21 protein-coding genes are annotated in these 22,834 nt (G+C 30.6%); 4 read left to right on the top strand and 17 right to left on the bottom strand.

Annotation, left to right across the window (positions count from 1 at the left end; translation table 11 throughout):
* The first annotated feature begins 64 nt into the window (after window positions 1–64).
* Window positions 65–1,918 (top strand): molecular chaperone HtpG, encoded by a 1,854-nt coding sequence (gene htpG / locus RH95_RS07300; RefSeq protein WP_010247341.1) that lies wholly within the window; start codon window positions 65–67, stop codon window positions 1,916–1,918.
* Window positions 1,919–2,263: 345 nt separating this feature from the next.
* Here the strand turns inward: htpG and RH95_RS07295 are convergent, their stop codons facing one another.
* Both RH95_RS07295 and RH95_RS07285 read right to left on the bottom strand, forming a co-directional pair.
* Window positions 2,264–2,929 (bottom strand): hypothetical protein, encoded by a 666-nt coding sequence (locus tag RH95_RS07295; protein ID WP_010247338.1) that lies wholly within the window; start codon window positions 2,927–2,929, stop codon window positions 2,264–2,266.
* 458 nt (window positions 2,930–3,387) lie between these two features.
* Complete coding sequence (locus RH95_RS07285; RefSeq protein WP_010247335.1) at window positions 3,388–3,801, bottom strand: hypothetical protein; 414 nt, start codon at window positions 3,799–3,801, stop codon at window positions 3,388–3,390.
* Between the two features lie 156 nt (window positions 3,802–3,957).
* On the opposite strand from RH95_RS07285, the gene tpx reads away from it, so the two are divergent.
* The 3 genes from tpx to RH95_RS07270 are packed head-to-tail and all read left to right on the top strand — an operon-like array spanning window position 3,958 to window position 5,326.
* Complete coding sequence (gene tpx / locus RH95_RS07280; protein WP_010247332.1) at window positions 3,958–4,458, top strand: thiol peroxidase; 501 nt, start codon at window positions 3,958–3,960, stop codon at window positions 4,456–4,458.
* Window positions 4,455–4,937, top strand: coding sequence for a 23S rRNA (pseudouridine(1915)-N(3))-methyltransferase RlmH (rlmH, locus tag RH95_RS07275; RefSeq protein WP_010247330.1), 483 nt, complete (start codon window positions 4,455–4,457; stop codon window positions 4,935–4,937). The genes tpx and rlmH overlap by 4 nt, the downstream gene beginning before the upstream one ends.
* An 8-nt stretch (window positions 4,938–4,945) precedes the next feature.
* The gene (locus RH95_RS07270; RefSeq protein WP_010247328.1) at window positions 4,946–5,326 is read left to right on the top strand and encodes a hypothetical protein; all 381 of its coding nucleotides are present in this window, start codon (window positions 4,946–4,948) and stop codon (window positions 5,324–5,326) included.
* A 76-nt stretch (window positions 5,327–5,402) separates the two neighbouring features.
* On the opposite strand, the gene RH95_RS07265 is transcribed toward RH95_RS07270, so the two are convergent.
* From RH95_RS07265 to RH95_RS07195, 15 genes are all read right to left on the bottom strand, one after another.
* A complete protein-coding gene (locus tag RH95_RS07265; protein WP_010247326.1) occupies window positions 5,403–6,158 on the bottom strand; it encodes a ZIP family metal transporter in 756 nt (251 codons plus the stop codon).
* Between the two features lie 126 nt (window positions 6,159–6,284).
* Window positions 6,285–6,500, bottom strand: coding sequence for a hypothetical protein (locus RH95_RS07260; protein WP_010247324.1), 216 nt, complete (start codon window positions 6,498–6,500; stop codon window positions 6,285–6,287).
* An 8-nt stretch (window positions 6,501–6,508) separates the two neighbouring features.
* Window positions 6,509–7,048 carry a M48 family metallopeptidase gene (locus RH95_RS07255; RefSeq protein ID WP_010247322.1) on the bottom strand — a complete coding sequence of 180 codons (540 nt, stop codon included), beginning with the start codon at window positions 7,046–7,048 and terminating at the stop codon, window positions 6,509–6,511.
* A 1-nt stretch (window position 7,049) separates the two neighbouring features.
* Complete coding sequence (gene cls, locus RH95_RS07250; RefSeq protein ID WP_010247320.1) at window positions 7,050–8,513, bottom strand: cardiolipin synthase; 1,464 nt, start codon at window positions 8,511–8,513, stop codon at window positions 7,050–7,052.
* Between the two features lie 18 nt (window positions 8,514–8,531).
* Window positions 8,532–10,355, bottom strand: a complete 1,824-nt coding sequence (typA, locus tag RH95_RS07245; RefSeq protein ID WP_010247318.1) for a translational GTPase TypA — start codon at window positions 10,353–10,355, stop codon at window positions 8,532–8,534.
* 329 nt (window positions 10,356–10,684) lie between these two features.
* The gene (gene hisS, locus RH95_RS07240) at window positions 10,685–11,992 is read right to left on the bottom strand and encodes a histidine--tRNA ligase (RefSeq protein WP_010247315.1); all 1,308 of its coding nucleotides are present in this window, start codon (window positions 11,990–11,992) and stop codon (window positions 10,685–10,687) included.
* Between the two features lie 154 nt (window positions 11,993–12,146).
* Window positions 12,147–13,631 (bottom strand): aldehyde dehydrogenase family protein, encoded by a 1,485-nt coding sequence (locus RH95_RS07235; RefSeq protein ID WP_010247312.1) that lies wholly within the window; start codon window positions 13,629–13,631, stop codon window positions 12,147–12,149.
* Window positions 13,632–13,797: 166 nt separating this feature from the next.
* Window positions 13,798–14,277 (bottom strand): hypothetical protein, encoded by a 480-nt coding sequence (locus RH95_RS07230; RefSeq protein WP_010247308.1) that lies wholly within the window; start codon window positions 14,275–14,277, stop codon window positions 13,798–13,800.
* The gene (locus RH95_RS07225; protein WP_010247304.1) at window positions 14,267–14,488 is read right to left on the bottom strand and encodes a helix-turn-helix domain-containing protein; all 222 of its coding nucleotides are present in this window, start codon (window positions 14,486–14,488) and stop codon (window positions 14,267–14,269) included. Before RH95_RS07225 ends, RH95_RS07230 begins: the two co-directional genes overlap by 11 nt.
* An 8-nt stretch (window positions 14,489–14,496) precedes the next feature.
* On the bottom strand, window positions 14,497–14,967 hold the full coding sequence (locus RH95_RS07220; protein WP_010247302.1) for a DUF2975 domain-containing protein: 471 nt from the start codon (window positions 14,965–14,967) through the stop codon (window positions 14,497–14,499).
* Window positions 14,968–15,098: 131 nt separating this feature from the next.
* Window positions 15,099–17,291 (bottom strand): S-layer homology domain-containing protein, encoded by a 2,193-nt coding sequence (locus RH95_RS09235; protein WP_010247299.1) that lies wholly within the window; start codon window positions 17,289–17,291, stop codon window positions 15,099–15,101.
* 92 nt (window positions 17,292–17,383) lie between these two features.
* Window positions 17,384–18,523 (bottom strand): YibE/F family protein, encoded by a 1,140-nt coding sequence (locus RH95_RS07210; protein ID WP_010247296.1) that lies wholly within the window; start codon window positions 18,521–18,523, stop codon window positions 17,384–17,386.
* 158 nt (window positions 18,524–18,681) lie between these two features.
* On the bottom strand, window positions 18,682–19,935 hold the full coding sequence (locus RH95_RS07205) for an ABC transporter permease (protein ID WP_010247293.1): 1,254 nt from the start codon (window positions 19,933–19,935) through the stop codon (window positions 18,682–18,684).
* Window positions 19,935–20,618, bottom strand: coding sequence for an ABC transporter ATP-binding protein (locus RH95_RS07200; protein WP_010247290.1), 684 nt, complete (start codon window positions 20,616–20,618; stop codon window positions 19,935–19,937). The genes RH95_RS07205 and RH95_RS07200 overlap by 1 nt, the downstream gene beginning before the upstream one ends.
* A complete protein-coding gene (locus RH95_RS07195) occupies window positions 20,608–22,638 on the bottom strand; it encodes a biotin/lipoyl-containing protein (protein ID WP_010247288.1) in 2,031 nt (676 codons plus the stop codon). The genes RH95_RS07200 and RH95_RS07195 overlap by 11 nt, the downstream gene beginning before the upstream one ends.
* Window positions 22,639–22,834 lie beyond the last annotated feature (196 nt).

The raw sequence follows: 22,834 nt of genomic DNA, 5'->3' as shown, positions 1-22,834 counted from the left end.
AAACAAAAAGATATATTATTAGCAATAGAGTGCTTCGAGTGCTAATGAGAAAGGTGATAATACTATGAAAAATAAAAAATACAATGCACAAACAGAAAGATTAATGGATTTAATGATAAATTCCATTTACACAAATAAAGAAATATTTTTGAGAGAGTTAATTTCAAATGCGAGTGATGCAATGGACAAAATGTATTACATTGCACTTAATGACAAAAATGTAAAATTTAATCACGAAGACTATTTTATAAGAATCACTCCTGATAAAGAAAATAGAACTTTAACAATTGAAGATAATGGTATTGGAATGAGCGAAGACGAACTCGTAGAAAATTTGGGTACAATTGCAAAATCCGGTTCTTTAGATTTTAAAAAATTAAACGAAAAAGAAGATAATCACGAAATCATTGGACAATTTGGGGTAGGCTTCTACTCTGCATTTATGGTTGCCGATGAAATTTCTGTTTTATCTAAATCTTATAAAGATGATATAGCTCATCTATTTAAGTCCCAGGGTGCAGAAGGTTATTCAATAGAAGATGCAAAAAAAGATTCTCATGGAACAATTATAACTCTTCACTTAAAAGAAAATAGCGAAGATGAAAACTATGATAAATACCTTGATGAATATGAAATAAGAGATCTTGTGAGCCACTACTCCAACTACATCAGCTACCCAATTAAAATGGAAGTTGAAAAGAAAAAACCAAGCGATGATTCCACTGAAGAAGATCCAAAATTTGAATCTTATAGAGAAGACGATGTGCTAAATTCTTCTGTCCCAATGTGGAGAAAAAATAAAAACGAACTCACAGAAGAAGACTACAACAACTTCTTTAGACAAAGACATTTTGGGTTTGAAGATCCTCTTGCACACATCCATGTGAGCGTTGAAGGCGCAATTTCCTTTAAATCAATTCTATACATTCCATCAAGAAGACCTTTTGACTTCTTTAATCCAGATAGAAAGGGCGGACTTGAACTTTATTCCAATGGAGTTTTGATTATGGATAAGTGCGAAGAACTCTTGCCGAACTATTTGAACTTCGTAAAAGGTGTAGTTGACTCTGAAGATATTTCTCTAAATATTTCTCGTGAAATGCTACAAAAAACTCGTGAATTGCAATTAATTAAGAAAAATATAGAAAAGAAAATCCTTGATGAACTTGCAAAAATCCTTAAAAATGACAGGGAAAAATACAGAGAATTCTTTAAAAACTTTGGAGTTAGCCTAAAGTCAGGCGCTTATGAAAATTATGGTGCTGACAAAGATAAATTAAAAGACCTATTTATTTTTGCTACAACAAAAAGAGAAGATGCAACTTTCAATGAATACAGAAAAGAAATGAAGCCAGACCAAGACTTTATCTACTATGCAAATGGATCCTCAATCGAAGCTATTAAGGACCTACCACAAATCAAGCACTTTATTGATAAGGACATAGAAGTTCTTGCCCTAACAGACCCAATTGACGAATTTGTCATTAAGATGTTAGAAGAATATGACGACAAGAAGTTTAAGTCAATTTCTGAAACAGAAGATGTAAAAGAAGAAGACGAAAAAACTCTTAAAGACTATGTGAAGAAGATGAAGGAAATCTTGGAAGGAGAAGTCTCATCAATTAGAGAAAATCCAAATCTAAAAGATGATGCAGCCTACCTTTCAAGCAAGGGGGAAATCTCCATTGAAATGGAAAAAACTCTTAAAAACATGCCAAACAACCAGGGCTTCAAGGCAGACAAGGTTCTAGAAGTAAATCCAAACCACCCTGCCCTTAAGAAGCTAAAGGAAATGGACCAAGCTTCAGAAGAATTCAAGACTTACACAAAACTCTTATACGACGGAGCAAGACTTGTTGCAGGTCTAGACATAGAAGACCCAATTGCTTATGCAAGAAATGTTTCAAAGTTAATGTAAAAAAGATTTTATACAAATAATTAAGAATTTAAGACAAATTAAGGCTCTTTTCATTCTGAGAAGAGCCTTTTTATCGTAAATTTTAATTTTAAAAAAAGCTGATGTGCAAGATAGGTAAATCTATTCTACACATCAACTTTTTTATTAAAATATATTTTTCAATATTTTTTCAAAAGTGCCTAATTCTTGTTCTGATTTTCCTAAAGTACATTTTTTCTGCCTACCTTTTATTAACATAGTCTATTTCTTAACTAGTGATTTCTAACAAAAAGTAAAACTAATAACAAAACCACCATATTTACATGTTTTAATGCGTTTTTTTAATTTTATATAATAGTTTATAAATTAATATGCTCTAGCAAATGAACTCGGATCAATCGCTGACTTAATAGCTATTGGAATATGCAGCATTAAGTTTCCCTTAAAAATATATTCATTAGAATATACATCTACAAATGTATTCGCTCCAATTGCAACAAATGGGGAATTGGAATCTGCGTACTCAGAAAATCCTGTATTTACATTAAAAGGCACTGAAACCCCAAAGCGAGATCGTTGATTATCAGGTGGGTATGAATTACATGCAATAAGAAGTTCTGTATTCTTAATAGAAATATTGTTTAATCTATCAATAATTCTCCAGTTTCCTTCTACTGATGTAAGTAAATATTTTCCATTTCTATGTTTATAATTTAATCGAGCCCACGCTTTAACATACCCATTAGTTGTATCATCTGATAGGCTTCCACTATACCCCTCCATTATTACTTTAGATGGTAAATAAACTTCGTATTCAACAAATGCACTATCGTCAATTGAGTTGTTTGAGACTGAATTGAGAACAGGTAATTTGACCTCTTTAACTTTTACATTCAACGGAATGACTTCTCCAGTCACAGTTTTAAAATAAGAGTTTTGTTGTGTCTCATAACCAGAAGCCGCAAAAGTTCTTCCTAGTAACAAAAAACAAAACATTAGAATTAATATAGATTTTTTTAGTGTTCTACACATTATTGTCCCTCCTTAAATAATAAAGTATAAATTTTTACTATAATTCATGATTTTGATTCATGATTTTGATGTAAAAGTAAAAAAATATTTTCTCCTATAAGCAAGAAAAAATACAAGGCATTAAAATCATAAAGGTAAACAAAATTTTCTTGCAAACAATATTTTTTTATGAATACATAGATTACAAGTATAAAAATTTCAATTAATAAAAATATTCCAAGAGTCTTTTTAGATAGTTTGGATGAGAAATTAGTATAATAGGCGAGCATAAAACCCAAAAACAAAATCATTAAAATTTTCACACCATCTAAAATGATCATATATTTTATATCAAAAGTCGCTTGAAGTCTCTCATTTATGTGTTCAAAAATTTTTATACAAATTAGGTTTAAAGTTGGAAAATAAAATAATGATATTATAAAAGATATATATTTTTTCAAAATAAACTCCTGACTCATTTAATTTTTTTCTTCACCAATAAAGGAATAGGTCCTTTCCATAAAATCAAAAACCAGGTTTGGTACAGGGTCTTTGTCCATCTGAGTTTTCATATCATAGGCACCAATGGCAGGTTCTTCAAAGTCATCAAACTTCATAATAACTTCATAGCCTGCGCCAACCTTTTTTAATTTATAAGTGCCAGTATAGTCATAGGCACTGTTTATATCAGTCATGACAAAATTTTTCTTGTCAAATTTAAGAGCCATGTCATTGCTTAATTCTACTCCATCATCTGTATTTATCATACTTTCCAAAGTCCACTTTACATTATAAATTTTTTTGTCTGGAAGACCTTCATCCTTACCTGTGCAGGCTGTAAAAATTATTCCTGCCATAAAAATTAATAACAAGGCTTTTAAATACTTTTTCATATTTCCCTCCTTCTTTTATCCCTTTAACTAACAAAAGTTTTCTTACTTATATTTTAATTAAGATGGCATTTTATTGCAATCACTTGTTAAGATTATAAATAATTGGATATAAATATAGTGTAAATTAAAACAAAAATAATTTTAGGAGGAATTAAAATGAATATAACATTTGGCGGAAATAAAGTAAATTTAGCTGGTAAAGAAATTAAAGTTGGAGATGTTGCTCCTGAATTTAAAGCTGTCAATAAAGACCTTTCTGATTTTAATTCAGCTGATCTTAAAGGCAAAATTGTAGTTTATTCTGTTGCACCATCTATTGATACACCTGTATGTGCAATTCAAGCCACTACTTTTAACGAAGAAGCCACAAAATTATCTGATGATATTAAAATTGTAACTGTAACTGTGGACCTTCCTTTCGCACAAGAAAGATTTTGCTCAGTAAAGGGAATTGACAATGCAGATATTATTTCTGACTACAGATATAAAGAATTTGGAAAAAAATATGGTTTCTTAATTGATGAATTGCAACTTCTTGCTCGTGGCGTTGTAATAGTCGATAGAGAAGGAAAAGTTCAATATGTTGAATATGTTCCTGAAGTTACAGACGAAGTAAACTTTGACAAAGCTCTTGAAGAAGTTAAAAAATTAAAATGATTAATGTCAATTTAATTGTGCTTGGCAAAATCAAGGAGAATTATTTTAAAGATTCAATAAATGAATACAAGAAAATGCTTAAATCCTATGCTGATTTAAGCATTTTTGAAATTAATGACGAGCCATGTCCTGAAAATTTATCCAAAAAGGACATAGAAAAAGTAAAAAATATTGAAGGCGAAAAAATTTTATCAAAAATAAAAGATGATGCCTATGTCATTGCCCTTGATATAAAGGGAAAGAGTATTGACTCAGTTGAATTTGCCGATAAAATAAATAGTTTAATGATAGATGGCTATTCAAATATTACCTTTATAATTGGAGGAAGCCTTGGCCTTTCAGATGAAGTTTTAGAAAAATCTGACTACAAACTTAGCTTTTCAAAGATGACTTTCCCTCACAAACTTATGCGTGTAATTTTAATGGAACAAATTTACAGAGCCTTTAGAATAATAAATAACCACCCTTATCACAAGTGAGGTGCAAAATGATTTTTAATTTTGACTCTTATATTATAAATGTAAATAATTACAAGACAGAAATTTTTATGGAAAATTTAAAAGAAATAGAATTTGAATTAACAGAAAGCTTGACTTCCATGCTTTCTGAAATGTCAATTGATTACAAAAAGCCAAGCTACATAAAAAAGCTTAATAATATAATTATTTTGAAGTATCACGCAGTTGGCGAATTATTTTCCTATGACAATGTGAGAAAAAATAGCAACTTAAAATTTGCAGACGGAGTTCATCCAATTTATAATTTTGACGAAAATACAGAAATTTATTTTTCAGAATATGTTGATATGCGTGAAGAATTTTTAGATGAAAATTCCTTCGAAATAAATATTGCAATAAAAAATAATTAATTTGCACTGTTTTTGCAGTGCATTTTTTATTGCAATACAAAAAACTTGCTGCAATGCAACAAGTTAATTATAAATATTAAATTAAAGAATCTAAAAACATCATCAAGATAAAACCTAAAACTATTCCATAAGTTGCAGGTCTTTCATATCCATTTGAATGTGTTTCTGGAATTATTTCATCACTTATTACAAAAAGCATCGCTCCTGCGGCAAGTGCAAGTATAAATCCGAGAGTCGAAGAAAAAATTGAAACAAGCCAAACCCCCAAAAAAGCTCCTATTGGTTCAACTAGTCCTGTAAGTGTGGCTATCCAAAAACCTTTCTTGCGAGAATATCCTTCTCTCACAAGAGCAAGTGCAACTGCAAGTCCTTCTGGCATATTTTGAAGAGCAATACCAAAAGCAACAGAAAGACCATTAGACGCATTATCTCCTCCAAATCCAACTCCTGTTGCAAGTCCCTCTGGAAAATTGTGAATGGCAATTGCAATTACAAAAAGCCAAATCTTTGAAATATTTTTTGTATTCTTTCCTTCTTGTCTTTTATCTATTAAATGCTCATGTGGTGCATATCTGTCAATCAAATCGAGCATTAATGCTCCGCAAAAAAGCCCAAGTCCTGTAACAAGGACTCCCACTCTTCCCTCTCCTACTTCAAGACTTGGAAGTACAAGAGAGAAACAAGTTGCCGCAAGCATTACCCCAGCTGCAGCAGCAAGAAGCACATCTAAAGCCTTTTGACTTATATCTTTTGCAAAAAATATAGGGATTGCTCCAACCCCTGTCATAAGACCTGGAATAACACATCCAAGAATAATAAATTTTAAATCCATTTTCTCACCCTAAAATAATTATATCACACTATCTGTTGTAAAATAATTCCGAATAATAAATTTAAAAAAAGCACGCCAAAGCGTGCTAAAATTCCTCTTATTTACTTCAAAAATAGAATTAAAACTCTACAAGCTATTTACAGCTTTTCTTATTCCATTTGATATTTCTTTTATAAATTTTGAAATTTTGTCAAAGAAATCTCCCAAATTGAAATTTCTTATACCTTGTAGTATGAGATGTCTATCTACTTTTTGATTTCCTATAAATATAGAAATATTAAATAGATTCATTAATACAAGTATTAATACTACAATACCTATTATTTTTAGAAATTTTTTCATTATCTCACCTATGATTTTAATTCTCTTTCCAACTCTTTATAATTTGGCAAATATTTTTCACACTCTTTTATAAAATTTTCGTCGTGGTAAAAATATTTTAAATGTATAAGTTCATGAAGAACTACTGCTTCTATTTGTTCTATTGGTCTTTCTGCCAATTTTAAATTTATTTTTATAGCTTTTTTATCTGGATAACAAGTGCCCCATCTTATTTTCATTTTCCTTATTTCTACTGAAGTTGGAGAAAGTCCAGTAATTTTTTCATATTTATAAAAAATATCATCTAAAACTTTTTCAAGATTTCTTCTATAAACTTTTTCAAGTTCTATTTCTGAACTTGCTTCTATTTTTTCGCCAAATAAAAGATTTTTGTATCTATTTTTGTGTTTATCTTTTATTTTCAATCTCTCAACTTTATCTCTATTTTTTTCAACAATTCTCTTTATCTCTCTGTCGCTTATTTTATATGGAGCAGATACTTTTATTATACCATCTTCTACTTTTATTATTACATTCTTTATATTTTTTCTATTTATTTCTAAATTCATTTTACAAGATTGGCGACAAAAGCCTTGACATAGATTCTCTAAATCTCACAAATTTGGATCTTTTTTCATAAAGCTCTGGAGTAATTTTTGTACAGCTTTTCAAATCTTCTATAAAATCGTCTTTCAACTTTTTATTTAACTCTTCGTCATATAAAAAAGCATTTACTTCAAAATTTAGTTCAAAACTTCTTATGTCAAAATTTGCAGTTCCAACACTTGAAAGATAATCATCTGATATAACTATTTTTGTGTGAAGAAATCCACCTTCATAAGTATATACATTTACTCCCCATTTTATAAGTTCTCCTAAAAATGAAAGAGATGCCCAATGCACAAAGGGGTGATCCCTCTTTTTGGGAAACATTATATTAACCTTTACTCCACTTAATGCTGCAACTTTTAATGCTTTTAAAAGTCCCTCATCTGGCACGAAATAAGGTGTCTGAATATAAATTTCCTTTTTTGCAGATGTAATTAATTTTTCGTAACCATTTCTAATAGAATCTGCCTTTGTATCTGGACCACTAGTTACAATATTTATGTCCACTCCATCTTCTATTTCAGGAAATAACTCAGTTGTAAATCCCTTAGTATAATCCTCTGATGCAAATTTAAAATCTAAAAAGAACCTCCATGCCAAACCGTTTACAGCTGGCCCTTCTATTTTTAAATGAGTATCTCTCCAAAATCCCATCTTGCCCTTTGACACATATTCATCACCAACATTAAAACCACCTACATACCCAATCCTTTTGTCTATTACAACAATTTTTCTGTGATTTCTATAATTCATGTGAGTGTTTATTTTGTCGATATAACCTGGAAAAAATATACCAAACTTTATTCCTGCTTTGATAATTCTGTTTTTATCACTTAGCTTCATCTTCCTAATGCCCATACCATCTATTAACAAATAGACATCAAGGCCCTCTTTTGCTTTTTCAATCAAAATATTTGTAAACTCTGTTGAAAGTTTATCGGACTTATAAATATAATATTGAACATAAATTGTATGCTTAGCTTTTTTTAAATCGCTAAAAAGTTCTTCAAACTTATCTTTTCCATTGTTAAAAACTTTTACTTTATTGTCTGTATAAAGTATCTCCTCTTCAGCCCTATTGAACATTTCAATCATGTCCACATACTCTTCTGTTCTTTTGTTGGAATACACAAACTCATCATTTTCCATTTCTCTAAGCTGACTTGTAGATTCTTTCTCTAAAATTTTATCAGCTCTAGTCTTTCCTTCAAATATTTTTGATTTAGAAATATCTTGTCCCAAAAATAGATAGAGGACAAAACCAATTATGGGAAGAAAATTTATTGCCATCACCCATAAAAGTGTGGACGTCGGTTTTTTGTTGTCATATAAAATTATAAAAGCAGAAATTAAGACATTTGCTATAAATAAAAATGAATAAATTTGTGCAAAGTCTTTAAACATTCCCAAATAGGTATTGATCATAGAGCACCTCTATTAATTTTATTTATTTTTCTTTGATTTGTATCTTTGTTGAGAATCTAAAATTTTCTTTCTAAGTCTAAATTCATTAGGAGTTATTTCTATTAGTTCATCATCTTCAATAAATTCAAGAGCTTCTTCAAGGCTCATCTTCTTTACAGGAGAAAGTCTAAGTGCTTCATCTGATCCTGATGCTCTTACATTTGTTTGTTTCTTTGATTTTGTAACAGAAACTTCAATTTCAATTCCCTTTGGAGATTCTCCAACAACTTGTCCTTCATAGACATCTTCGCCTGGCTCAACAAAAAGTGTGCCACGCTCTTGTGCATTATTTAGACCATAAGTTGACGCAACACCTTTGTCAAAGGAAACAATCGAAGCATTTACTCTTCTAGGTATTTCTCCTTTATATGGTACATAGCTTTCAAAAATAGAATTTAAAATTCCACTTCCCTTAGTATCAGTCATAAATTCTGTTCTATAACCAATAAGACCTCTTGAAGGAATTATAAATTCAAGTCTTTGATATCCACCATTAGGTTCAATAATATTTACAAGTTCTCCCTTTCTTCTGCCAAGTTTTTCAATTACAGACCCTGCATAGACACTATCCACATCAATAGTTACCCTTTCAGTTGGCTCTAATTTTTTTCCATTTTCGTCATATTTATACAAAACTTGTGGCTTTGAAACTTGAAACTCATATCCCTCACGTCTCATATTTTCTATTAAAACGGAAAGGTGAAGTTCCCCTCTTCCACTGACCTTAAAGGAATCTGTTGTATCAGTTTCTTCAACTCTAAGTCCAACATCAGTTTGAAGTTCTCTATTCAACCTAGCCTTTATCTGTCTAGAAGTTAAAAACTTTCCAACTCTTCCAGCAAAAGGTGAATCATTTACAGAAAAATTCATTGAAATTGTAGGCTCAGAAATCTTTACAAACTCAAGAGCTTCTGTATCTTCAGTAGACGTAATTGTATCTCCAATATTTATATCTTCAATTCCTGTTACGGCTACAATTGAACCAGATCTTGACGAATCAACTTCTACTCTATTTAATCCCTCAAATTCATAAACTTGTGCAATTTTTATATTTTCTTGAAAGTCAGGTTTTTGTTTGTTAACTCTAACAAGCTTATCGTTTTGTTCAATTATTCCCTGTTCAATTTTTCCAATTCCAATTCTACCAACATATTCATTGTAATCAATTGTAGAAATTAAAAGTTTAAAAGGCAGGTCGTCCTTATTTTCTGGTGCAGGAATGTATTTTATAATTGTTTCAAAAAGTGGATCCATTGAAGTCATTTCATCATCTAAATCTAATGATGCAATTCCTTGTTTTGCTGATGCAAATACAAAAGGACATTCAAGAATATCGTCATCAGCTCCAAGTTCAATAAATAAATCCAAAACTTCATCTACAACTTCAAGTGGTCTAGCTTCAGGTCTGTCCACTTTATTTATACATACAATTACAGGCAAATTAAGTTCAAAACTTTTTTTAAGAACAAATTTTGTTTGTGGCATTGGTCCTTCAAAAGCGTCAACTAAAAGTACAACTCCATTTACCATCTTTAAAACACGTTCTACTTCTCCACCAAAATCTGCGTGCCCTGGAGTGTCAATAATGTTTATTTTTACTCCATTGTGATTTACAGCAGTATTTTTTGATAAAATTGTAATTCCTCTTTCTCTTTCAATATCATTAGAGTCCATTACTCTATCACTTACTTGTTGGTTATCTCTAAAAATCCCAGATTGTCTTAAAAGTGCATCCACAAGTGTAGTCTTCCCATGGTCAACGTGTGCAATAATTGCTATATTTCTTATATCTTCTCTTTTCAAAATCTCATCTCATTTCTTCAAACTTCTATCCTATTTTAATCTTAAATAAAAAAAAGTGCAACAAAAAATGACTTATAAACAACTAAACAAAGTATTTATAAGTCATTTAATATTTATTATCTAAACTTTTCTACCAACTTCTCAAAAGATACTTCTACTTGTTCTCCTGTTTTCATATTTTTAATGGTAACGACAATCGTGACAAGTCGCGATTGGAGTGGTCTTCACAGTGAAGCCAAGCATAGCGATGGCTGAACTGTTGAAGAACCTTATTGCATGCGACTGCAGAAAAAGCGACTGAATAGGAAGCTTTTTCAAAGGAGTCGCACTCACCCATTAAATTTTTCTACTAACTCTTCAAAGGATACTTCTACTTGTTCTCCTGTTTTCATATTTTTTAAACTATATCTTCTATTTTTCACTTCTTCTTCGCCAAGGACAATTACATAATCAACTTTAGTTTGATCAGCATATTTAAATTTCTTCTTTAATTTTGCAAACTCAGTATAAACAGAAACTTTGAGTCCCTTTTCTCTAAGCTCACTCAATAATTTTATTCCTTCAGATACGCAATCATCCATAGGAATAATCAAAAGATCTATTAAAGACTTTTCTTCACTAGAAATAATATTTGCCTCATTTAATTGATAAAATAATCTTGAAAGCCCAATGGAAATCCCCACACCTGGAAGAGCTTTGTCTGTGTAATAACTTGCAAGATCTTCATATCTTCCGCCAGAACAAACTGAACCAATCTTTGGATAATTGTCTAGAGTTGTTTCATAAACTGTGCCTGTGTAATAGTCAAGTCCTCTTGCAATCTTAAGATCTATATCAAAACAATTTTCATCAATCCCAAAATCTCTCATGTATCCTATAACCTGTGTTATTTCATTAAGACCCTCTTGAAATATTTCATTTTCAATATTTAAATCATTTAATTGCTCAATTATTTCATCTGTACTGCCTTTGATTTTTATAAAATCTAAAATTTTTTCTCCAAAATCTTTTTCCAATCCAAGTTCAGAAAGTTCTGATAGTACATTTTCTTCACCAATTTTATCAATCTTATCCACAATTCTCAAAACATTCATAGAATCTTCAATTCCAAGAGATGCAAAAAATCCCTTTAAAATTTTTCTGTTATTTAAGTGAATTGTAAAATCTGCAAAGCCAAGTTCCTTAAAAGTATGATAAATTACTACAGGAAACTCAGCATCATTTACAAGAGATAGTTCCCCCATTCCAATTGTGTCAATATCACATTGATAAAACTCTCTAAAGCGTCCTTTTTGAGCTTTTTCCCCTCTATATACTTTTCCTATTTGGTATCTCTTAAAAGGAAAGGAAAGGTCATTCATGTGTTCCACAGTGTATCTCGCTAGAGGAACTGTAAGATCAAATCTAAGACTCATGTCTGTGTCGCCCTTATTAAATCTATAAATTTGCTTTTCAGTTTCGCCGCCGCCCTTTGCAAGAAGAACTTCAGATTTTTCTATAACTGGCGTATCTATTGGTAAGAAACCGTGCTTTTCAAAATTCTTTCTTATAATATCTTTCATCTCATTAAAAAGAATTTGATCCTTTGGAAGAAGTTCCATAAATCCTGGAAGCGTTGAAGGTTTCACTATACTCATGACATCACTCCTATAATTATTTTATTTATTATATTAATTTTATCACACTTGCTTTTCTTTTTGTACTTCTCTACATTATTAAATAAAAGTATTTCCATCAAAAAAGACTCCACTTAAATGTGAAGCCTCCTAAAAATCTTATTTTAAATTTTAATCAATACAAGCCTGAAGATTTTTCAGAAGTATCTATAAAAATATTTTTAACTTGTGAATAAGCATCTAGCATCATCTTGTGATTTTCTCTTCCTATACCAGATTTCTTATATCCACCAAAAGGTGCACCTGCTGGAAGTTGATTATAAGTGTTAACCCAAACTCTTCCTGTTTCAATTCCTCTTGCAACTCTAAGTGCTTTATTTATGTCCTTTGTCCAAACTGCACCTGCAAGACCATATTGAGAATCGTTGGCAAGTTTTATTACTTCATCTTCATCTTTAAATTTAATTACAACTGCAACTGGTCCAAAGATTTCGTCCGTTGCAACTTTCATATCATTTTTAGCATTTGTTATAAGAGTTGGCATTGTGAAATATCCATTTTCTGTTCCATTCTTCGTAGCTTTTTCTCCACCAACAGCAATTGTTGCACCTTCTTTTTTTGCAATTTCAACATAGCCCAAGACTTTTTCAATTTGAGATTTATTTACTTGTGCACCAATTTGAGTGTCTTCTTCCCAAGGAAGTCCAACTTTAACTTCTTCAAACTTTGCAATTGCCTTTTCTACAAATTCATCGTAAATATTTTCGTGAACAAAAACTCTTGAACCTGCACAACATACTTGTCCTTGATTAAATAAGATTCCCATTGCAAGACCTTCTATGGCAAGATCCATATCACAATCGTCAAAGAAAATATTTGCTGACTTGCCACCAAGTTCTAAAGTAGCTGGAATTAATTTTTCTGCCGCAGCTTCTGCTATTTTATATCCAACTTCTGTTGACCCAGTAAAAGCAAGTTTTGAAAGTCCTTCATGGTGTTGTAAATATTCACCAGACTTAGAGCCTGAACCAGTTACTACATTTATAACTCCCTTTGGCACAACATCTTTAATAAGTTTCATAAGTTCTAGAAGAGAAAGAGAAGTTGTAGAAGATGGTTTAATCACAACAGCATCCCCTGCTGCAAGTGCTGGTGAAAGTTTCCAAGCTGCCATTAAAAATGGAAAGTTCCATGGAATAATTTGTCCAACAACACCAAGTGGTTCACGAAGAACTATTGAAAGAGTATTTTCATCAATAGCGTTGGCACTTCCCTCTTCCGCCAAAATTGCTCCAGCAAAATATCTAAAATGTTCAGATGCAAGTGGTATATCTATATTTTTAGTTTCCCTAATTGGTTTACCATTATCTAAAGTTTCTACCATTGCAAGGTGATCTGCGTTTTCGTCAATGATGTCTGCAATTTTATTTAAAATTTCTGCCCTCTCATATTTATTTGTTTTTTTATATTCTTTGAAACCTTCCCATGCAGCTTCAACGGCTTTATCAACATCTTTTTCACTAGCTTGTGTTATGCTAGAAAGAAGGTTTCCATCAGCAGGGCAATATACATCTAGAGTTTCTCCAGTTTCTCCTTCAACAAATTCTCCGCCAATAAAAAGCCCATATTTTTTATCAAGATTAATTTTTGGTTTAGCCATAATATTCTCCTTTAAATTCTATTTAATTAGTAAAATTTCCACTTATATAAAAGCTACCCCTAGTAAACTTTTTAAAACATAGATTTATTTTTTAACAAAGACTTTCATCTAAAGTAAAATCTAAAAAACAAAAGACTTCGCTTTTTTGCAAAGTCTTTTACTAAAGTCATGTATCCCATTTTAAAAATAAAATTTCATTTTTTTCTTCATCAATTATAATGGCGATAAAATTTCCATATACATTTTCAAATTTATAATTAGAAGTTTCTTTAAAATATTTTTTATTATCCAAACTCACCAAAGGATCAAAGCCTCTTTTACAAACTTTTATGTAACAAGTTTCTATGGCAGCCTCTTTATCTTTATCATTTATGACCCTATAATCCTTTAACTCCTTTTCTACAGCTTTAATATCACTTTCTCCTGCGCTAAATAAAATCGCAGCTTCTCCATCTCCGTGAAAATCCAGTTCTTTATAAAGTTCTCTTTCTCTTTTAACACCCTTTGGAATTTCTATTCCAAATTCATTTTCCACTTCTTTTACAGATTGATCTCGCCTGTCAGATACAAAAAATAAAATCAAAATAGCTATTATAAAAATTCCAAACATAAAGGTTAACACTTTTTTAAATTTTTTATCGCTCATCTTCATCACCTACATATCTCAAAATATCTCCAACATCACAATTTAGCACCCTACAAATTTCTGAAAGAGTTGAAAATCTTATAGCCTTTGCCTTATTAGTCTTTAAAATAGAAAGGTTGGCAATAGTTATTCCAACTTTTTCAGAAAGTTCTGTGAGAGTCATCTTATTTTTTGCAAGTTCAATGTCTAAATCCACAATTATTTTTCCCATACTCTACCTCAAATCGTAAGGTCATTTTCTACTTTCAAATCAATGCCCTCTTTAATAAGATCTGAAAGTAGAAGAAAAATTTGTGCAATTAACATAGACAAAATAGAAATTCCAATAAAAATCAAGTTTGTGATAGATCCATCTAAATTAAAATCAGTATAAATTATGCACAAAATAGAAATTAAACAAATCCCTATAAAGGAAAGAGCGATAACTTGAAGATCAAATAACATTTCTCTTCCAAAGACTTTTCCATCGCCATATTTTTTAAGTGCAAAAATTCCAAATAAAATTGCAAAAATTAAAACTACAACAATACTTTCACACAAAAATAACATTGGATATTTCATATTTAAAAACATAGGATACATTTTAGTCATTATATTTGAAAATTTAAAAATTCCATAAGATGCAAAGGATAAAACAATCACAGCAACAATTAAAAGCGTACCAATAAATTTTACTCTAAAATTTTTCATAAGAACCTCCTTTTGCCTTAATTATAAAACTTCATTTAATGATTTTCAATAATTTTTTATTGTTTTTCAATAAAAAATTAGATAAAAATAAACCTCAGCTCTTACACTGAGATTTACTTTAACTTATGATTTTACTTAATCATGTTTACAATCATTTGAGCGACTTCTGCCCTAGTTAAATTATCTTTAGGTCCAAAAGTTCCATCATCACGTCCAACTAATAGACCCTTTTCTGTTGCTTCTTTTACATCTTTTGATGCCCAGTCAGAAATCTTATTTTGATCCTTAAATTTAGGAGCTTCTAGATTCTTTACTTTTATATCAAATTTTTCAGCAAATAAATTTAGTATTCTCGCAATTTCTTCACGAGTTATCTCTCTATCTCCTCCAAAAGTATTATCTTCATAGCCTACTATAATACCATTTTCGATTGCCCAATTTACATAAGCAGATTCTTCTGAATTTGCATCAACATCTTTCAAAGACTTGCCTTTATATTTTTCCACATCAATTTTTTTGAATCTTCCCAATGCCTTTACTACATTATATCTTGTAGCATTTTTATTTGGTTTAAATTCATTTCCTATTAAGTCAATTAAATTATTTTCAAGTGCGTAATTTATTGAATCTTTAGCCCAATGTCCATCAATATCAGTAGCTTTTCCAGAATTCTTTGCTAAATTTTTATTTGCAATTTCTTCACCTTTCTTCAAGGCATCTTCCTTTGTAAAATTACTAGACTTTGACGTATATACAGGGTATGTTTTTGTATGGCTGTGGCTTCTGTGTCTTCTTACATTTGAAGATGATTCTTCTTTGTCATCTTTATTGTCTTTTTCAGGTTCAACTGGTGTTGGAATAACTGGTTTGTCTTGATTTTCTTTTTTATCTTCTTTTACAATTTTAAAACTATCTACAACAGATTTGTCGCTAGTTCTATAAGTTGTAACTTCAATTGAATTATCTGTAACTTTTACATTTGAAATGTTTGGAATTTTTTCTTGGTTCTTTACTGCTGAATATTCAAAATCTTCATTCTTTATATTATAAAATTTAGAACCTGATGCAGAGTTTGTTGTAACATATATAATTCCCTTTGGATTTACATATTCACTTGGTGCTTTTCCTTCTTCTCCATTTTCCCATTCAATTATTGGTTTTGTTCCATCCATTACATGAGTTCTTGTATAAACGTGGTCATGTCCATTTAATACAAGGTCAATTTTATTTTCTTTTAAGATTGGAACTAAATTTGCTCTAATGTTTAAAACATCTTTATCTAAAGCATGTGTTGCCACTGTATATGGTGGTTGGTGGAATGTCACTACTCTCCATTTTACATTCGGATTTTCTGCAATTGCTTTTTCAATTGTAGCCTTGTGTTCAGCAAAATCAGCTTTGTTTGTATTTAAGCAAATAAAAAGTGTATTGTTATATACATAATAATAATTGCTTCCCGCCTTTGTTGTCCCTTCATCTTGCACGTTTGGAACTTTAAAATGTTCTGTGTAAGCATGATTTCCTGAATCATGGTTTCCTATTATTGGTGCAAGAGTTAATCCATTGAATCCATCTCTATTAATGTAAGCATCATATTGTCTTTCATTGTCTGAAATATTTACTTGATCTCCAAGTGAGAGTAAGAATGATGCACTAGGATCTAATTCTGGTAAAAGCTTTAGTGTTTTGTCCCAACCTTTTTCATCTTCGTCTTCAAAACCAGCCCCTATTTGAGGGTCTCCTGCTGCAAAGAAACTAAAATCTCCTTTTCCACCAGTTTTAAAAGTTTTAACTTCAGAAACTGTATCTCCATTAGAGAATCTATACATATATTCAGTGTCTGGTTTTAATCCTTCAAGTGTAACTGAATTACTTGAAAAACCGTCCTTATTTGTTTCTTCAATAACTGTTGCATCAAGAACTGTTGCATCTTTAAAATCTTTTTCTGCATTTAGTTTTGCAAACTCAAATTTTCCTTTTTCTTTTGTATTTGCATACCATGTGAAGTTTCTTTCTGTGCCATCTTTTCCTATAGTCAATATATCATTTGTTAAAATAATATTTTGATCTTTTAGATCTACTTCTGGTTGTACATCTTTATCCTCTGTAGAAGGTGTTCCATTGTCCACATCTGGTGTCACTTCCTCTGATGCATTATTAACTTCTTCTTTTGGTGTTGCTTCATTTGATTGAGCATCATCTTCTGCCGCTTCTACGACATTTGTACTAAATCTAATTTCATTACCTTCAAATCCCAATCCTAATGGTGAAAATACTGAAACTAACATTAGTATAGCTAAAAATAAACTGAATCTCCTTTTCATTATATACCTCCTCTTCAGTTAGAATTATTATTTCACAATATTGTAAAGTCAAAGAATATAATCTGTAATGTATTCTTAAAGATTTTGTAAATTTATCTTCTTTTTAATTTGATTTTTTCTTTTTTATAGATTACTCCTGATAGATAAGCACTAACTGGAACCATTATAATTACTACTGCTGTACCTATGAGCGAATTGACAAGTTCAACAGCAAAAAAATCTGAACTAACTAATTGATTAAAATCAACTCCATAGGATATTAAAACTAAAACTGTAGCTATGGAGCTTCCCAAAAATGCAAATACCAAAGTATCGACCATAGTACCTATAATATCCTTTCCTATTACCATCCCAGATTTAAAAAGTTCTATTTTTGTTATTTTAGGATTTTTTACATATATCTCATGAAGTGCGGAAGATATTGAAACGGAAACGTCCTTACAAGCTCCATAGGCTGCTATGGCAACACCTGCAAACATAAGAGGATATATTTGTAATCCTGTTTTTGAATTTATAAGTAAAAGTCCTTCTACATCAGCTAAATTATATCCGCTTAAATGCGTGAAATAAGATGAAATATAAAAACATATTGCAGCAGATATAAATCCAACTGACACACTTATTAAGTTTACAAGTCCAATTAATGTGTAACCTTGAAGTATTACAACCGAATAAATACTTCCCAAGACACAGGTTAATATTGTAACCCATACTGGCGAATGTCCCAAATATATTAGAGGGATCATAAAACAAAACATTAAATATAAACTTATAAAAAGTGATGCCGCAGATTTTATCCCCTTTGACTTTCCAATTGCATATAACATTATTAAAAATAAAATTAACATAATAGCTATTGGGACAGACCTGTCGTAATTATAAATTGTATAATATGGCTCAATCCCCTTTGGTTCGTCCACATAAACTATTACCTTAGAACCTTCCTTTAAGTACACAGAATGTTCCGAAAATAAATTATTTTCTATAGTTATTGGTTTATCAAACCTTTTATTTTTCATTTCAACCAAAACTTTTTGGGATCCAGTCTTTAAATTTGGATAACTCTCAACTGTATCTTCATCTAAAACTTTTATAACCTTACCCTTCTCATAAGAAACTGCGTTTTGAACTATAACTGTATCTCCAAAGTCTACATCTTTCCAAAAAATAAAAATAAAAATTAAAATTAAAATTAACGCCCCGTTACAAATATATTTTATTTTTTTACTCATCCTTTCACTCCTTCTGCAAAATTATTGCATTCAAAAGTAAATTTTATATATATTTAATGTAAAGTAAGATTTATTATCCAATCACTTTTATAAAAAAAAGATGCAAGTTATCCTTACACTAATCTTGCATCTCTTATCTACATTTTTTAATTTTTATTTTATTCATACCTAAGGGCATCTATTGGATTCATTTTTGCAGCTTTATTTGCAGGATAATATCCAAAGAAAATTCCTATTAGCATAGAAAATCCTACTGCAATAATTATTGATTTTACAGAAGGTAGCGTCATAGCATTCAAAAGATTTGAACCAATTAAACCTATAACTGTTCCCAAAACTATTCCAAAAAATCCTCCGATTATACAAATTATAATAGATTCAATTATAAATTGCTTTCGTATATCACTTCTCGTTGCCCCAAGTGCCTTTCTTATTCCTATTTCCTTCGTCCTTTCAGTTACAGATACAAGGAGAATATTCATTACACCAATTCCACCAACTAATAGTGAAATTGCAGCAATTGCTCCAATTGCAACTTGAATTGAACTCATTGCATTATTCATACTACTAATTTCGCTCTTTGCTGAATAATATTTTACTTCTGCACGAGGATTATCTGAATAAAACTTTTGATTTAACTCGTCACATAAGGCTTGTGCATCTTCTTCTATTGTATCTGGATTTTTAAGTGTTATTGCCATATCATAATAGCAAACTCTTGGTTCACTTAGAAGTTCTCTGTCCCCAGTTGTCCTTGGAATATATAAAGAAGTTGTGCTTCCATTTAAAGACTTACCCATAACTTGCATTTCTTCGTACTCATACACTCCAATTATTGTAGCAACCATGAGCTTATCGCCCATCTCAATGTTAACCTCTCGACCTAAGACCTGTGGTGCAGGAACTTTATAGATTTTTTCCAAAACTTTATCAGATATTACTGCAACAGATTTACCTCTTGCCACATCTTCATCATTTAAAAATCTACCTGCAATCATATTAATTTTAAAAATAGATTTTTCATCTTCCGAAGTTGAGTTTACTTCAACTCTTTCCTTTTCTCTACCTTCTTTAACATATCCTTGACCACTTGCACCATGATACAAAAGTTTTTCAATTCTATTTCCCTTTTGCGATTCACAATAATTTATAATATTTTCTGTAAAATAATCACGCTCACTTAATTCCCCTGTGTCATAATCAGAATCCCTTGGCGTCACATACAATTGAACAGCAGTATTTGCTATCATGTCAAAAGCTTTATTTACAGATTTTGTAAGAGAATCCCCAATAGTCGTTATTCCAATTACAGAACCTATTCCGATAATTATCCCAAGCATTGTGAGAAAAGATCTAAGTTTATTTGCTTTCAATCCTTCTAAAGAAAGTTTTATAGTTTCAGACAAATCCATTAAATCTCCTCCACTCTTCCATCAGTCATTTTGTAAATTCTTGTGGCTTCTTCTGCAAGTTCAAGATTGTGTGTAATAATTACAATGGTCCTTTTTTCAACTTCATTTAACTTGTGAAAAAGATCCATTACATTTCTGCCAGTCTTTGAATCGAGAGCTCCCGTTGGTTCATCAGCCAAAATAATATCAGGATTATTTGCCATGCTCCTTGCTATCGCAACCCTCTGTTTTTGTCCACCAGAAAGTTCATTTGGAAGGTGATTCATTCTATCTTTCATTTCCACAATTTCAAGAAGTTTCTCAGCACGCTCCGTTCTTTCCTTCTTTTCTACTCCTGCATAGGTCATTGGAAGTTCAACATTTTTTAGGGCATTAGATCTAGGTATTAAATTAAAATTTTGAAATACAAAACCAATTTTTTTAGATCTATAAGTGGAAAGCTCACTATCTTTTAATTTTGAAATATCCACACCATTTAATTCATAAAAACCAGAAGTCTGTCTGTCCAAAAGTCCAATTATATTCATAAGAGTTGATTTGCCCGAACCGGACTGACCAACTACTGAAACAAATTCCCCCTCCCTTACATCAAAATCTATTCCATGTAAAATCTCAAGTTCATTTTCTTTCCCAATATTAAAAGACTTTTTTATCCCTTCCATTTTTATAAGATTACTTTTCATCTGAAGCCTCTTCTTGTGGAGTGTCATCTATCTTTATAATACTTCCTTCTCCATAACCTCCAGCATTTGACAATACTTTAATTCCATCTTTTAATTTATCAGAAGTAATTGCAGTTTCAACATCATTAGCAATACCTTTTTTTACCTGAATTTTTTGAATTTCGTAATTATCTTTTCCTGCATCTTTTAGTACAAGAATATAATCTTTTCCATCTCTTTCAAAAATTGCATCAGTTGGAACTTTAAAAGTGTCTTTCTTTTGACTTAAAATATATTTTACTCTAAGTGTCATACCTGGCGAAAATTTTTCTGAACTATTTTCATCTATTTCTATCACAGTTTTATAATACACTTCTGTGGACTTGCTTTCAGGCGATTCCTCTTTTGGAACAGGGTCAATAGAAATTACTTTTCCTTTAAAAGTTTCTCCCATTGCAGAATCAGAAGTTATTTCAACCTCTGTGCCAACTTTAATGTTATTTTTGTCATATTCTTTTACCTGTGATTCAATTCTCAAAGTATCAATAGTTTCAATTTTTGCAACTGAAGCCGTAGGAACTTGACCTTCTTTTGCTTCAACTTTAGTAACTGTCCCATCTGCTGGTGCTTTTATTAAAACCTTTTCAAGTTCTTCTGTCAAATTTTCTATTTCCACATTATCCACATTATTTGCACTTGCCTTAGCAGTTTTTAAGTTGTCTGAAAGACTCGAAATTTCATTTTCAACTTGAACCTTTGTAGACTCTAGATTTTTCTTTGCATCATCATAATTATTTTTTGCAGTTTCCACATTTTGTTCAAGAGTCTTCAACTGATCATCTCGTGCCTTTTGTGCTTTTAAAACTTTGTCTGCGTCTTGATAAATATCATCTTTAGTTTTTTCAACTTCAAGTTTTGTACCTTCAACTTGTTTATTTTGTTCTTCGAGTTCCTTTTCAATTGCATCAGCTTCTGACTTATACTTTTCTTCATCTGATCTTGCATTTCCAAGTTCTTCTGTAACATTGGAAATTTCCAATTCTATCTCATTTTGATTTCTGGTTAAATCATCTATCCTTTTCCTAGATTTTTTTATTTTTTCATTAACCTTATCTCTTTTTTCCTTATTATCTGATGTTTCATTCTTTTTATCCTCAGTATCAACGCCACTATCACTATTAATTCTATGTTCAGTTTCAGAAGTAGAAACTAAAGAGCTTTGCAAATCTGCTATCTCATTTTGCTCCTTACCAATTTCAAGTCCAATTTCAGTAAGTTCTCTTTTTAAATCATCTAATTTATCTTGTAAGTAATTTTTATCTCTTGCACTTTCACTAGCAAGAGATCTATTCTCAGAAATCTTTTCTATATTTCTATTCATGTCTTCCTTCAGTTGTTTGTATTTTAAATCATTTGTCTTTTCTTGATATGCCAAATTTTCTCTAGTATTTCTCTCTGCGACAATCCCTTCATTATACCTCTCATCAATACTTCTTTTGAAATCATCATAAGCTTTTTGTGCAGCAAGATATTGATCCATAGCTTGAGTAAGGGAAGTTTCCGCTGCAACTATTGCAGAATTTTTACCAGAATCTCTTCCACTAATAGCTTCAGAAAGCCTTTTTTTGGCAGCAGAAATTTGTGCAGAAACACTTTTATCTGTGGCAGACTTTTGCGCTTTTCTTGATTTTATTTGTTGTTCCAAAGAAGATGAATCAAGCTCGCAAAGCACATCTCCTTTTTTCACTTTATCTCCAACCTTTACATTTACATTAGTAACTGGAAGAGATTTTTCCGCAAAAACCTCAACAGAATTCGAAGGAACAACTTCACCTTTTTCTGTTACAGAATTTGTGACATCTCCCTTTTTTAATTCCACAATTTGATTATTAGATACTAAATTTGAATCATTTTTATGAGATAAAGATGAAATCAGTTTAAAAATTCCGAATAAAATTAAAATCAAAATTAATATAGAAATTATTTTATTCTTTTTACTTCTTGTAATCCACGACTTTATTTTGTTAAAAAAATTTTTCATATCAACCTCCTCATACAATTATATAGTAAACTTTATAAATTTTACATAACAAAAATCTTCATTTTTCTTAAAAAACTTCAAATAATTTCTTAAATATTTTCAAAATATTTATATATAAAAAAGTCTATTATTATGTTAAGTCAACCCCTTTTTATTTTGTATTTATGTATCAGTTACTTAATACAATAACCATTAT

Source organism: Peptoniphilus rhinitidis 1-13, assembly GCF_000246925.1.
GTDB classification, from domain to species: Bacteria; Bacillota; Clostridia; order Tissierellales; family Peptoniphilaceae; genus Peptoniphilus_A; species Peptoniphilus_A lacydonensis.
Note: the sequence above shows the minus strand (reverse complement) of the source record. Positions and strands in the feature narration are given on the sequence as shown.